Source organism: Kurthia massiliensis, from assembly GCF_000285555.1.
Classification (GTDB): Bacteria; Bacillota; Bacilli; order Bacillales_A; family Planococcaceae; genus Kurthia; species Kurthia massiliensis.
In genome coordinates this window covers 25,660-39,902 of sequence record NZ_HE611005.1, presented here as the reverse complement: position 1 = coordinate 39,902, position 14,243 = coordinate 25,660, and the positions used below count along the sequence as shown (strand labels likewise).

Here is a 14,243-nt window from a genome sequence, read left to right as displayed (position 1 = left end):
ACCATCGGGCGTGTCCATAATGAAAGCAAGAGTGGACGTCTATACATAACCACTTGTACTCAAGTGGTATGTAATCTCCCTTTTCATATTCTTTTTTGACTCATCGCTACTGGTGAGTTTTTTTTTTGCGAAAAAAACGTATCGCGCATTCGCGCGATACGTATTATTGTTGACCTTCAATCGTTGCAATGAGTTGTTGTGCAGAAACACTAGCTTCTCCGCCACCTTGCGCGAAGTCGGGCTTACCACCACCGCGACCGTTAATCGTTGGCAGTACAGCTTTTAATAAGTCGTTTGCCTGGAACGTTAACGTACTTTCTTTCCCTTTAGCAATGACGACTTGTAGTTTGTCATCGATATGCGATACGAGCGCTAACGCTTGATGTGGCGCTTGTTGTACGACGGTACGTGCTACTTTTTGTAGCTGTTGCATTGAATAGCCTTCAAATGAAGCTGTAACGAATGGTGTTGTGGCTGTTGATAGTTTATGAATGTCGATCGCTAACAACGCCTCACGCGCCGCTGCGAGTTGTTTTTCGAGTTGTTTATTCGTTGTGAGTAACGCGTCGATACCGATGGCGATATCCGATTCTGGACGGCTTAGCAATGCCGCTGCTTGTTGCATAATACGTTTGCGCTCGCCTATATTTTGACGGACACGCTCGCCACACATAAAGTGGACGCGTGTTTTTTGCTTCATGCGTTCCGTATACATAATTTTAATCATCGCGACTTCGCCTGTTGCACGTGGGTGTGTACCGCCACAACCATTGTAGTCAAAGTCAGGAATGATCACGAGACGTACGTCATCTGTAAATTTTAGTTGTTTACGAAGCGGGTACGTGGCTGCTTGTTCAGCAGTTACCCAAATCGTTTCGATTGGAAGATTCAAACGCACGATTTCGTTGGCGCGATCTTCGGCACGTTTAAGTTCGTCAGCAGTTACTTGTTCTGTTTCAAGGTCGATTGTGACCGTATCGCTACCTAAATGGAATGATACGGTTTCGTAGCCGAATTGCTCGACGAATGCGGCTGTTAGAATATGTTGGCCGGCGTGTTGTTGCATGTAGTCAAAGCGTACGTGCCAATCTACTTCACCGTTAACGTCAGTAGTTGTTATCGGGCTTTCTGTGTAGTGACGAATATCGCCGTCTACTTTTTGAACATCGACGACGCGTACGCCGTTTAAAGTTCCGACATCGTTCGGCTGACCGCCACCTTCTGGGTAAAACGCTGTGTTATTTAAAATGACGTATGTACCACGGTCATCGGTGCCTGTTTGAACGACCTCTGCTGTAAACTGTGTCATGTAGGCGTCTTTGTAATACAATAAATCGTGCATAAAAATCCTCCTTACAATATGTTTTTCTCTATTGTACCGAACATCTCGTGAAAAAAAGTGGTCAAAACTTTACTAATTAAAAATTTTCGTTATGATAAAGAAGTGAACTAGTATTAAAGGAGCGAAAAACGAATGAACATTCTCGCATATACAATGGAAGAAATTTTAGACCCTACAAACATTTTAGAAGGCCAACGTTTTGAGTTTTTACTTGATATCGAAGTAGACGAAGACGACGAGCTATATGTTGAGGGCGGTATTGAATTACGTGTCATCGTTGCGAAAAACGAGACAATTAAAATTGCAGACTACTTCTTTATTCAAAAAGCAGATCAAGCAGTATTAGAATTTGCGTTAGAAGAAGACGAAGAAGCAGAAGTGTTAGCGTTCGTAACAGAACACGTAACAGCTGGAGAATAGTAAACAGCGATTTTCGCGTTTCACAATAAGATGAGCTGTGGCTTTTTGTCACAGCTTTTCATTTTTGAAAAAAGCTACATAGGGGGGGACAGTATGTCGGCATATATGGAGCCGCTATATTCGGCGTCAATCGTATTCATTTTGCTCGGAATCGTTTTATGGATTCCGTGGATGATTTATATGTACCGTAAACATGGTTATTTTTCTTTATCACAAACATTGATTTCGTTCTCATTTATTTTTTATATGATTGCCGCACTATTTTTAGTATTGCTCCCATTACCAGATACGCGCAATACGTGTGCGATGCAAAATCCAAATACACAGCACTATTCATTAACGCCATTCCGCTTTATCACAGATACGTTAAGTGGTGGCTGGTTCAATGCGAAAAGTCCGGCGTCGTACGTCTTAATCTTTAGACAACCGGCCTTTTACCAAGCATTTTTCAACTTCTTACTGTTACTGCCATTAGGTGTGTATTTACGTTATTTTTTAACGCACAAAAAAAGCTGGTGGAAAGCAGGCCTTATCGCGCTTGCAACGACGCTGTTTTTTGAAATCACACAAATTACGGGCATTTACGGCATTTACAACTGTGCATACCGTATTTTCGATGTCGATGATTTAATGTTAAATGCATCAGGTGCGGTGCTTGGTTTCTTCTTAGCACCAGCATTTTTAGCGATGTTCCCTTCAAAAGAAAACATCAATGCGCGTGCAAAAGTGTTAATCGACCGCGACGAAGTGAAATCAATGAGCGTCCTACTTGCGATTGCCATTGATATTTTTATCATCGATATTATTCGCCAAGTCATTTTATATTTCACAAATCAAAATGAAGTGACTTCATTTATCGTATTCTCGCTACTCGCATTTATTTGGTTGTGCATCATTCCGATTATTTGGAACGGTCGCACAGTCGGTACGTGGATTATGCGCTTCCGCTACGATAGTAAATTGTCGAGAAAAACGACGATTTCACGCTTAGTGAAACGCTTTGCCGCTTTTTATATGGCGTACTTTATGCTAGCGGTCGTCGGCGTGTTAAACAACGTCGAAGTGACGATGGCATCACCGTATTATAAAGCGTCTGTGTTCTTAGCAGTCGGGTCATCTATTTTAACAGCGATTTTAATGGTCGTGTTATTTATCCACATTATGCTCGTCGTGTTCGGTAAAGGTAAACGTCGTTTCTTCTTTGATGAATCGGCTGACTTATACACAACACGCAAAAAATAAAAAAATTTTCCCTGCTTCGCATACGAGGCAGGGTTTTTTCATAATTTAAGGTTGTTGTAAGGTTCGCACAATGAAGGCGTAAGATGCGGTCGTTATAGTAAAGATAACAACAAATCGAAAGAGGGATGATCATGACGTTACTAAGCGTTTCACATATTCAAAAAAAATACGGTAAAGGTCAAAATGAAGTAACGGCATTACGAGACGTGTCATTCAACATTGAGCCTGGCGAATTTGTCGGCATTATGGGACCGAGTGGCGCCGGAAAATCAACGTTACTCAACTTGCTTGCAACGATCGATACGCCGACATCTGGTGAAATTACGATGAACGATTTAAATTTACACACGATGAAAGAAGCGGAATTAGCCGATTTTCGTCGAGATTATCTCGGATTTATTTTCCAAGACTATAACTTACTCGATTCATTAACGGTGAAAGAAAATATTTTATTACCGCTTGCGATTAACAAAGTCGATGCGCGTGAAATTGAAAATCGCGTACAAGACATCGCGAACGTGTTCGGTATCGCACCATTGTTGCACAAATACCCTGTCCAACTATCAGGTGGGCAAAAGCAACGTACTGCTGCGGCACGTGCACTCGTGACAGCGCCAGCGATGATTTTAGCAGACGAACCGACAGGCGCACTCGATTCTAAATCGGCAACCGATTTACTCGAAAGCTTACAAAACTTAAATGAAACGAAGCGCGCAACGATTATGATGGTGACGCACGATGCATTCGCCGCAAGTTTTTGTGAACGTATTTTATTCATTCAAGACGGTACATTATCGCAAGAAATTCATAAGGGCGATCAAACGCGTAAACAGTTTTTCCAAACGATTTTAAACACTGTTGCAACGTTCGGAGGTGGCGCACATGACGTTATTTAGCATCGCGAAAAAGAATGTGATGCGCAACTTCTCGCAATACTTCCTCTATATCGCATCGATGATATTTAGCATCGTCATTTACTTTACGTTCGTTACGTTAAAGTATAGCGATACGGTCGACAAACAAATTGAGTCGTCACAAAAAATCGGCTCACTTATGACAGGCGCATCGGTCATCTTAATTTTCTTCGTCGCCATTTTCATTTTTTATTGCAACGCATTTTTTATGAAAAAACGTAAAAAAGAAGTCGCGCTTTATGCATTACTCGGCGTTCGCAAACGTCAAATCGGCTTTATGCTATTTTTCGAAAACTTACTACTCGGCTGTATTTCATTAATCGCAGGTATTATGATTGGTTTCCTCGCTTCAAAAGGATTGCTGTCGATTTTAATTCATTTAATGGGCTACAACGTATCGGCGCCGTTTACATTTTCAATCGAAGCTGTGATCAATACGGCCGTCGTCTTTTTTATGATTTTCCTTGTGACATCACTACAAGGGTATCGTGTCATTTACAAATTTAAATTAATTGAATTATTCCACGCTGCCGCGCAAGGTGAAAAAGTGTTGAAACCGAATCCAGTTGTCGCTGCAATCGGTATAATGCTTATTGCAACCGGCTACTTTTTAGCGCTACAAGATTTATTTACGAGTGATATTTGGCGCCAAATCGGCTATTTCGTCACACCAATCATCATTTTATTTGCGGTCATTATCGGTACGTACTTATTGTTCCATAGTTTAACGGGTACTGTATTAAAATTGATGAAAACATCATCACAATGGTTGTGGAAAGGATTGCGCGTCTTTACGATTTCACAACTGTTGCACCGCGTCCGCGCACAAGCAAAAACGTTAACGGTCATCGCAATTTTAAGTACGACGACGATTACTGCTGGTGGTGCCGTATATGGTCTTTACTACAATACGACGTCTAGCGTAAAACAGTATGACCCGAATACGTATATGTATGAATCGAACGAGAAGCTCGACCGTAAAGTGAACAAAATCGTTGGCGATGCACAATTTAACCGCGTCGTTCCAGTTATGACGACAACGTTCAACAACGATAACATAGAATTAGAATATACAGTAATGAAACAATCTGAATACAATCGCTTAGCGAAAGTACATCATCGTGATGCGATTCATATGAAAGGGAACAATAGCATTATTTTAGATGCAAGTTATGACGAACGTTTTTCACCGACGTATAAAGGCATGAAACTCGCGTTTGAAAACCAAACGATTCACGTACAAGGCTATCGACCATACAACGTGTTAAACGTCCAAATGGCGTATACAACACTCGTCGTATCTGATGAATTGTATGACAAAATGCAAACATCGAAAAAAGTAACACCGTCTCAATATCGTGTCATCGTTGACCAAGATGCAACGAAACGAGACGCTAAACGAATCGCTGCACTAATGGAAGACGGTGCATTAAGCAGCCAGCAATTAGATATTCAATCGAATATTGAAGGCGTTGGCGTACTGCTCTTTATCGGTAGCTTTTTAGGGCTCGTTTTCTTAGCAGCAACAGGTAGCATTATTTACTTTAAAATTTTAACGGAAATTGAAGAAGACAAAATGAAATATGTCATGATGCACAAACTTGGCGTGAGCATGAAAAAAATGCGTCAAACGATTGCACATCAGCATTTCATCGTATTTTTCGTGCCACTCGCTGTCGCACTTATCCATAGTATCGTCGCGTTAAAAGCGTTCTCGGGCTTGCTCATGATGGATTTAACAGTGCCAGTATGTATTTGGATGGCCGTTTACACGATCGTCTACGCACTCTTCTACGTATTAACCGTCGTATCATCAACAAAAATGATTAAACAAACGATTCAAACGGAGGGATAAAGCATGAAAAAATTTTTACTAACAATCGCCATTTTATTCGTCGTCTGTGCGGGTGGGCTCTATGCGCTCATGTCGATTGATTTCAACCGCATGAACGCGGACCACTATTACGTGCAAATTAACGAGCAACCGAAAGAAGAAAAAATGAAATTATCAAACGGGGAAGTAGACACACGCTATGCATACACATTAGACGCTTACGATGAAGACGGTCGTAAAGAAGTGTATGAATTCTCAGCGGATAAAGCACTTCGCGAAAATGCATATTTAAAACTGTACGTGAAAGAAAAAGGCGTTTCTTCATACGATGAAGTGAAGTTGAAAGACATTCCTGAAAAAGCGCAATTGAAACTGAAATAGTGCACGATGAAGCCGATCGAATTGTCGGCTTTTTTGTTTTGTGTAACCTGAGCAATGTGTATAGCGTCCATGTTAGTATGAAGAAAACGATAATGAATAGATTGGAGAAAAAAGGTGATAGAAAATCTCATTTTGTCGATGATTGAACTGTTCAAAGGAATGGGCTACTTCGGCGTCTTACTCGCGTTATGTTTCGAATTCGTACCAGCAGAAATCGTCTTACCACTCGCCGGTTTTTGGGTATCAAATGGTGAATTCAACTACATCGGCATGGTACTTGCCGGTACAATCGGTGGTACACTTGGCCCGCTAACACTTTATGCGCTCGGTCGTTACGGTGGCCGTCCACTCGTTTTAAAGTACGGTAAATATTTTTTAATTAACGAAAAGCAAGTGAACGCAGCAGATGCATTTTTCGATAAATACGGTGCAGGCGTCGCATTTTTTGCGCGCTTTTTACCGATCGTGCGTACGGCGATTTCCGTACCGTGTGGCATGACGAAAATGAACGTCTGGAAATTTTCGATTTATACGTTTTGTGCGATGTTACCGATTACCGCATTATACGTTTATTTAGGCATGAAACTCGGGGAAAACTGGGAAGAAGCGAGCGCATTGTTTTCACAATATATGACGCCGATTATCGTTGTCATTTTAATTGGCATCGCGGCGTATGCAGGTGTGAAATTGTACAATAAAAAACGCGCAAGCGCTGTGGATAAGTAAACGAAAAAGAAGCTACCCGTTGTGGATAGCTTCTTTTTTATTTAGATGGAAGCGGTGTTTTCGGCACTGCCTTTGTCGTTCGTGGTGGTGCGACCGTAATGCCCGTCGTTTGTTCAAAGTCGTATAAGTTCGTTGAAAAATCATTTAAAAGTTCTAAGTCATTGTAAGCAGGAATGCCATGATACGTCATATCGAGCCCTTCCTCTTCTTCGCGTGCTGTGGCGCGTAGTCCGACGGTATGTGCACAAATTTCCGCAATCGCTGTGCCGCTTAATAGTCCCCAAATGACGACGACAACAGCGCCTAACAATTGAACGAATAATAAGTGCAGATGTCCGGTTGTGAACAAGCCGGCTGTACGGTCGAATAATCCGACAGCAATCGTTCCAAAAACACCGTTAAATGCGTGTACAGCGACAGCACCAACTGGATCATCTACTTTCATACGGTCGATGAAACGCATCGCGTAAATGACGATAATACCGCTACAAAGGCCGATAATAATTGCACTCCATTGTGATACGTATGCACAGCTTGCTGTAATAGCAACGAGACCTGCGAGCACGCCGTTAATCGTCATGCTCGGATCGGCATTACCGAATTTTTTCATCGCCAGTAGCATTGCCGCAGCCCCACCGCTTGCACCCGCAAGTAATGTGTTAAGCGCAATCGAAGCAAGTGACGTGTTCGATGCATCGAGCGTACTGCCAGCGTTGAAAGCAAACCAACCGAACCATAAAATAAATGCACCAGCTGATGCGAGTGGAATATTGCTCGGTGCAAAGACCGTCGTACTACCGTCTGCATGGTAACGTCCTTTTCGAGCGCCGAGTTTCTTTGCTATTGCCAAAGCGATACAACCGCCGAGTGCGTGAATGGCCGCAGACCCCGCAAAATCTTTCATGCCGAGCTGCGCAAGCCAACCGTGTTCGTTCCAGACCCAGTGACCACTCATCGGATAAGCAATCATGCAAATAAGCGCAACCGTCACGATATATGCTTTAAACGTCATACGCTCTGCCACCGCGCCTGAAACGATCGACACGCTCGCTACCGCAAAGCCCATTTGAAATAACACGAACGCTGCGCTCGGTAACGAAATCGATAAATCGATATGTTGTGGATTGCCGAACAAACTAATGCCGAAAAGGCCGACGACGTCTTTGCCGTACATTAAGCCAAAACCGATAATCCAAAATGCTAAAATGCCAATCGTTAAATCGACGAATATTTTCATCGTGACGTTGACCGCATTTTTCGTGCGAATGAAACCAGCTTCTAATAAACAAAAGCCACCTTCCATAAAGAGCACCATCGCAGCGGCAATCACGACCCAAATCGTATTTAAAAAAATAAGTTCCATCGCTACTCACTCCTTTGGTCCGCTAAATCGTCGATGCTGACATCTGTTGCGCCTGTTTTAATGTTGTATCCTTCGAGAACAGGGTAGACGTAAATTTTACCGTCGCCATCTTCACCTGTTTGTGCCGACGTAATAATCGTTTGAACAGTTTGTTGCACCATATAATCTGACAGCACAATTTCTAATTTTACTTTCGGATGAAGCGTTACTTTATAATTTTCGCCGCGGTAAACACCTTGTACTTCTTTTTGTCTACCACGTCCGACTGCTTGTGACACTGTAAATCCTGTAACGCCAATTTGTTTTAAGCCTTCTAGTGTATCGGTTAATTTTTCTGGTCGAATAATCGCTTCAATTTTTTTCATGCTGCTCACCTTATTTTTTGAATTTTCTATTTACTTAATATAGTCCACATTTTGACAATCTCCAATCTCAATAGTCGATGAAAATGATCGAAAAATAACATTCGATGGAGGAATATCGCATAAAAGAGCTAAAAAATGGTATTTGAAGTGAGTTTACTAAAAGAAAAATAAAAAAACCACTTTCGCGCACGCGCAAAAGTGGTTGTCGTTAAGGTAAAGCAATGATAATCGTCGTGCCAACATTTACAGTGCTACGTAAATGAACGCGTCCATCATGTGCTTCGATAATATCGCGGGCAATGGCCGTACCGAGACCTGTACCACGCGTATTTGTCGTATTCGTACCGCGGTAGTAACGCTCAAAAATATTTTCGAGCTCGTCCGCTTTAATACCGTGTCCATTGTCTTGAATAACGATGCATACACGGGCTGTGGATAACTTTTCTTCTTCAGCGATATCGATGTGCTGTGGATAACGTGTGTCAACCGTTACAGTCACTGAGACGTCGTCATCGTTATGAATAAAAGCGTTGTAAATAAAGTTTAATAGCGCTCGTTTCATTAATTTTTGATCGAGTGTGACATCGAGTGCTTCCATCGTAGCAACGAACGTCACGTCACGTTCGCCGTACAATTCATCGTTTAATACGTCGATGACGATTTCACGTGTGAAATGAACGACATTTGTCGACGCTAATTGTAGTGGCAGTGCGTTGTTACGCAGTTTCATCGTTAAATTTAAATCATCGAGTAGCTCCCGCATATATTTTGATTTTGACTCGATAATCGTGCTATATTCGGCTGCCTCTTCTACGGAATCCGCGTACTGCATAAGCTCGGCGTATCCTTGAATCGAGGCGAGTGGTGTTTTCATATCGTGTGAAATGTTGCTAATCCATTCATCGCGCATTTTCTCGTGTTGTTTTTGTGCCTCTTCGTACGCTTCTAACGTTCGTGCGAGCGCGTTCATATTGACGAACACTTCCTTATACACACCTTTTCGAATCGGCATCGCGTTAAACTGACGTGAGCGTAACTTATGAATACCGTCGATTAAATAGTGCAGTGGTTTCGTCAAAATATGGCCGAAGAAAATGCCGATAATGAGCGCAATTAAAATATCAGCGAGTAAGAAAATTAATAGGTAGCGTCCGATTTTCAGCGCTATCGTTTCCATATCTGCTGTAAAAACGTAGCGGTCGTAGTTCGAGTTGTTCATACCAATTAAATAGCTATAGCTATCTTTATCACCGAAAAAAATTGTCGTGTTCGGCAATTCTTGATATTTGTAATATTGAATGAGCAACGTCGGTGTATATTTCGTTGGCAACGCTTTTGGCGTTTTATAATGGTAAATTTCACGCCCGTTTTGATCGAGCACTTGTAAAAAGCTATCGTGGTCATCAAGTGCTTGTTTCGACTTAGCTGACAACTTGACGGTTTCGTTTTCAATGATTAAACGGTCGGCGAAGCGTCGCGTGAAATCTTCTGGTACGTCGTTCGTCGTTGCTTGTTTCGATTCGTGTAACAACATGGCGATGGCAATCGCCGTATTGACGATTAAGACGATAATGACGATCGCAATCGTTGACGTTAAAAATCGACCGGTAATTTTCCAACGCACGCAATCAACCCTTTCCGATTAATTTATAACCGAGTCCTTTGACGGTGATGATATGGGTAGGTTTTGAAGGATCGTCTTCAATTTTTTCACGCAGGCGACGAATATGTACCATCATCGTGTTGTCTGAACCGAAAAATGCCTCGCCCCATACGCGTTCAAACAACGTTTCTTTACTTAAAATTTGATTTGGGTGTTGCATAAACATCGCCATAAGGCCGGTTTCTTTCGCTGTTAATTCAATAGGTACATCATGTTTGCGCAGCGCTGTTCCAGCAGTATCCATCGTAAATGGACCGACATGTAACTCGTTTTGTTTTTTTGCCGGTGCTGCTTCGTAACCGAGTCTGCGCAAATGCGCTTTGACGCGGTACGCCACTTCTTTCGGGCTAAACGGTTTTGTAATGTAGTCGTCGCCACCGATTGCGAGACCGAGTAATTTATCGACTTCTTCATCTTTTGCAGACATAAATAAAATCGGCACGTTCGATTGTTCGCGAATTTTTTTACATAAATCGTAGCCTTCACCGTCAGGTAGCATAATGTCGAGTAAAATAATCGACGGCGTATGCGCAACGAACTGTGCATAACCTTCTGCAACACTTCCTGCGGTGACAGTGCTCGTAATGCCTTCTTTATGTAAAACGCGTTCAAGTAACGTCGCAATGTCTTTTTCATCATCGACGATCAATACAGTACGTTCATTCATATAAATCCCACCTTTTTGTATTCAGTATAGAGAATGTGTTCGAAAAAATGAAACCTTTTCCTATCAAATACAGTAAGTACTAATAATTAGAAAAAGGGGTGTTGATATGTTTAAAAAAATGGCGTCAGATGCATTCGGTTTATCAGATATCGGGATTGTTGTGCCACCGGAAGATTTCGATAAAACAGAATCAGATGATTTTATTAAACATGAGAAAAACGAAAAAATTTATTTCTTAATTAAGACGAAATCAGACGAATATTGCTTCACAAATTTAGCACTCGTTCACGTTGATGGTACGAGCGCGATGAGTAAAAAACGTACGCTTCGTCGCTACGATTATGAAACGACAGTATTTTCAGATGTGACGCTAGAGACAGCAGGCACGATTGATTTAGATGTTGAAATTAAATTTACCGTCGCGGGCATTCCAACGTCGATCGACATTCATAAAAAATTCGATACAGAAATTAAAGACTTATACAAAGCACTTCACGAAATTTCAACGATTATGCATAACAACGATATTAAAATGGAGTATGCACAACAAAGTTTAAATTTAGCAGCGACTGCAGTAGGACGCAGCGGTAGTGAAGCGATTACACCTGCACAATCATTTGAGCAAATTACACGCTTTGCGAATAGCTGGTTAAACGAACATAAAAAAGATTATAAACGTGCTGATTACGGCGACGTTTACGAACTGTATATTAATCGCTAATAAAAAAAGGGAAATCGCGTCGGACGCGGTTTCCCTTTTACTGTGCAGCTGGCGTTTTTTTCTCGTAGCTAAACACAGCGATAATACAATATAGTAGCGCGAATAAAATCCATACACCTGGCGTCTCAATCGATACGCGATTGAAGCAAGGTAGTAAAAATTTATTGAATAAAAACATCGCAACGAACATTTGAATGACGATGCTCAATAAATCGACGAACGTCGTTAATTGAATTTTAAAGGCGGCGAGTAAAAATAATGTCATGAAATCAATGGTGAATATTAAAATACATAATAGTAACGTAAACCCACCGAAATAGAACACATCGTGCCAAAATGATTCGAATAAGTCGATATGCGCGTAATCAAATTTAGCTAAGATGTTATAAAGCCCGAACATAATAAATAATGGTATAAACACACCTGCGCCAATCCCTAGCGCAATAATACAGCAAAAGACGAGAAGCGCTGACCAGCCGCTGAGGCGAATTTTAAAGTTTTTATTTTTCAATGTAAAATCCCTTCTCTATGTAAATATGACACATTCAGTTGAAGTGATGAAACGATTATCGTTTATTATAGACTAGTCTATCATACAATGCACATTTAGAAATCGGAACTATGTTTTTTCAAAAGTACGAAACGAAATCCCAATCGTTAGTAGTTTTTCGCGTACAATGGACCATTCAATAAGCGGGCCATTATACGTTATAGTAGAATGAATGAATATGAAATGGTGGGAACTATGAAATTATATCAATGGAGTGTCGCGTGTATCACAATCGTGATATGTTGTATCGTGACACTGCACGCTTCAGCGAAACAGCAGGCAATCATCATGTATAAAGATGAACAAGGATTAGCGATTATTGAACAACAACATATACACATATCAGCACATTATGAGCAGTTGAAAGTCGTCGTCGGCACGTTTGACAACGAGACGCTTACGCAATTAGCAAAAAACGTACATATTAAAGACGTTGAAACTGAAAATATTGCATTACAACCGCTTGATACACCGACGATGACAACGGTTCAGTCATTAAATGTACCGTGGCACGTTGCGATGATGCATCAACCGGAAAAAACGTACTTAGGAGACGGTGTCAAAATTGGGATGCTTGATACCGGTGTGTTAAACGAAGATGGGCTCGAATCGATTGAACGACTATCGCTCGTCGATGCTCCAGCAGATCAAGATGTTAATATGCATGGCACGATGGTTGCAACTGTACTGGCATCAACAAATGAAGCATCGCCAGGACTCGTTCCGAATAGTCACGTCTATAGCATTAAAATTTTCGATAAACAAAATACGTCGGACGTATCGACATTTTTAGAAGGCATTAATACGGCGTTAGAAAAGGACGTCGACATTTTAAATCTATCTCTAGGTACGTCAAAAGATTTTCCACTCTTACACGAAGCGGTGAAAACCGCTTATAAAAAAGGCGTATTAGTCGTAGCAGCCGCTGGAAATAACGGTGGCAAAAAGGCGATTACGTACCCAGCGGCTTACGATGAAGTAATTGCCGTCGGAGCGATTAATGCGAAAAATAAACGCGCATCATTTTCAAATACTGGAGAGGCACTAGAATTTGTCGCACCAGGGGAGAAAATAAGCGGTTTAGATGGCAAATTTTATAGTGGCACATCGTTCGCTTCGCCACACGTAACAGCGCTATTGAGTTCATTAAAACAACAATATCCATCGTGGTCAGCAGTGAAACTACGTGACTATGCGCGTAATTATGCGACAGACTTAGGTGAAGCAGGACGTGACCAACAGTTTGGCTACGGCGCCATTAGTTATACGTTACAAGCGCCTACAACGGTGAGTAAGTTGAAAAAGAAAGCAGTATCGACTTCAACGATTCAATTCCAATATCAAATGCCGAAAGCTGCGACCGTACCTGTTGAAAAATACGACATTTACGTTAACGACAAACGCGTTGCGACGACGAAAGCGAAAACGTATAAGTTAAGTAAGTTAAAAGCGAATACGACGTATAAAATTGCGGTTCGTGCAATAAGTACGGCAGGGAAGAAAGGTAAGTTCAAAACGATTCGTGTGAAAACGGCGAAAAAAAGCGCTTCTGCGCAATACGTTGATGACCATTCGAAGACGGTCACAGCGCTTTTAGACAGATTGATGACGATTGATATCCGAAATGATTATGCGACGCTCTACAGTATTAGTGACGCGTTAAATGCGCAAAGCCGTCAACAACTTCATACAGCGGCGAAAAAACGTACAGCGGTCGTCTTATCGAAACATACGCCGAAAACGACGTTCGTGAAGACGACGAATTTAACGCGTATGAAAGCGAAGAAATATAGTGACCTGACATTTAAAAAAGGCATTCGCCCAGTCGCATCGTCTAGTTATCAATTAAAACGAAGCGGTCAAAAAGTAAAAGGTTATAAAGTGAAAAAAGTAAACGGTAAAACGTTACGTTTAAAACTGCCGAAAGATGCAAAATCTGGTCGTTACGCTTTCGTATTAAAACGCGATCGTGTGAAAACGACGGCTAATAAAACGTTGGAAAAACATATGATTATGTATTTTGACGTATAAAAAAAGAGCTGTGCAATTCGCACA

General features: G+C 41.5%; 14 protein-coding genes. 8 read left to right on the top strand and 6 right to left on the bottom strand.

Going from position 1 to position 14,243, the window contains the following annotated elements:
* Window positions 1-163 precede the first annotated feature (163 nt).
* The gene (locus KMHG_RS15780; RefSeq protein WP_010290982.1) at window positions 164-1,342 is read right to left on the bottom strand and encodes an alanyl-tRNA editing protein; all 1,179 of its coding nucleotides are present in this window, start codon (window positions 1,340-1,342) and stop codon (window positions 164-166) included.
* Window positions 1,343-1,474: 132 nt separating this feature from the next.
* Here KMHG_RS15780 and KMHG_RS15775 point away from each other — a divergent pair, with 132 nt between their 5' ends.
* The 6 genes from KMHG_RS15775 to KMHG_RS15750 all read left to right on the top strand — a co-directional run bounded on the left by KMHG_RS15775 (window position 1,475) and on the right by KMHG_RS15750 (window position 6,859).
* On the top strand, window positions 1,475-1,762 hold the full coding sequence (locus KMHG_RS15775) for a DUF6509 family protein (protein WP_010290981.1): 288 nt from the start codon (window positions 1,475-1,477) through the stop codon (window positions 1,760-1,762).
* A gap of 93 nt (window positions 1,763-1,855) precedes the next feature.
* Complete coding sequence (locus tag KMHG_RS15770; protein ID WP_010290980.1) at window positions 1,856-3,004, top strand: VanZ family protein; 1,149 nt, start codon at window positions 1,856-1,858, stop codon at window positions 3,002-3,004.
* A gap of 128 nt (window positions 3,005-3,132) precedes the next feature.
* Complete coding sequence (locus KMHG_RS15765; RefSeq protein WP_026022147.1) at window positions 3,133-3,900, top strand: ABC transporter ATP-binding protein; 768 nt, start codon at window positions 3,133-3,135, stop codon at window positions 3,898-3,900.
* Complete coding sequence (locus tag KMHG_RS15760) at window positions 3,887-5,773, top strand: ABC transporter permease (RefSeq protein ID WP_010290978.1); 1,887 nt, start codon at window positions 3,887-3,889, stop codon at window positions 5,771-5,773. The genes KMHG_RS15765 and KMHG_RS15760 overlap by 14 nt, the downstream gene beginning before the upstream one ends.
* Before the next feature lie 3 nt (window positions 5,774-5,776).
* Window positions 5,777-6,133 carry a YxeA family protein gene (locus KMHG_RS15755; RefSeq protein WP_010290976.1) on the top strand — a complete coding sequence of 119 codons (357 nt, stop codon included), beginning with the start codon at window positions 5,777-5,779 and terminating at the stop codon, window positions 6,131-6,133.
* 114 nt (window positions 6,134-6,247) lie between these two features.
* Window positions 6,248-6,859, top strand: coding sequence for a DedA family protein (locus tag KMHG_RS15750; RefSeq protein ID WP_026022146.1), 612 nt, complete (start codon window positions 6,248-6,250; stop codon window positions 6,857-6,859).
* 37 nt (window positions 6,860-6,896) lie between these two features.
* Here the strand turns inward: KMHG_RS15750 and KMHG_RS15745 are convergent, their stop codons facing one another.
* The 4 genes from KMHG_RS15745 to KMHG_RS15730 form a co-directional block, all read right to left on the bottom strand.
* Window positions 6,897-8,222, bottom strand: a complete 1,326-nt coding sequence (locus KMHG_RS15745; RefSeq protein WP_010290974.1) for an ammonium transporter — start codon at window positions 8,220-8,222, stop codon at window positions 6,897-6,899.
* A 2-nt stretch (window positions 8,223-8,224) separates the two neighbouring features.
* Entirely contained in the window at window positions 8,225-8,587 is a 363-nt protein-coding gene (locus KMHG_RS15740; RefSeq protein ID WP_010290973.1) for a P-II family nitrogen regulator, read from the bottom strand.
* 208 nt (window positions 8,588-8,795) lie between these two features.
* Window positions 8,796-10,211, bottom strand: a complete 1,416-nt coding sequence (locus tag KMHG_RS15735; RefSeq protein WP_010290972.1) for a sensor histidine kinase — start codon at window positions 10,209-10,211, stop codon at window positions 8,796-8,798.
* Window positions 10,212-10,215: 4 nt separating this feature from the next.
* Entirely contained in the window at window positions 10,216-10,917 is a 702-nt protein-coding gene (locus KMHG_RS15730) for a response regulator transcription factor (RefSeq protein ID WP_010290971.1), read from the bottom strand.
* 106 nt (window positions 10,918-11,023) lie between these two features.
* Here KMHG_RS15730 and KMHG_RS15725 point away from each other — a divergent pair, with 106 nt between their 5' ends.
* Window positions 11,024-11,638: a PH domain-containing protein gene (locus tag KMHG_RS15725; RefSeq protein ID WP_010290970.1), complete on the top strand. Its 615-nt coding sequence runs from the start codon at window positions 11,024-11,026 to the stop codon at window positions 11,636-11,638.
* Between the two features lie 37 nt (window positions 11,639-11,675).
* On the opposite strand, the gene KMHG_RS15720 is transcribed toward KMHG_RS15725, so the two are convergent.
* Window positions 11,676-12,149: a hypothetical protein gene (locus KMHG_RS15720; RefSeq protein ID WP_010290969.1), complete on the bottom strand. Its 474-nt coding sequence runs from the start codon at window positions 12,147-12,149 to the stop codon at window positions 11,676-11,678.
* A 234-nt stretch (window positions 12,150-12,383) separates the two neighbouring features.
* Between KMHG_RS15720 and KMHG_RS15715 the strand changes: the two genes are divergently transcribed.
* Entirely contained in the window at window positions 12,384-14,219 is a 1,836-nt protein-coding gene (locus KMHG_RS15715) for a S8 family serine peptidase (protein ID WP_010290968.1), read from the top strand.
* Window positions 14,220-14,243 lie beyond the last annotated feature (24 nt).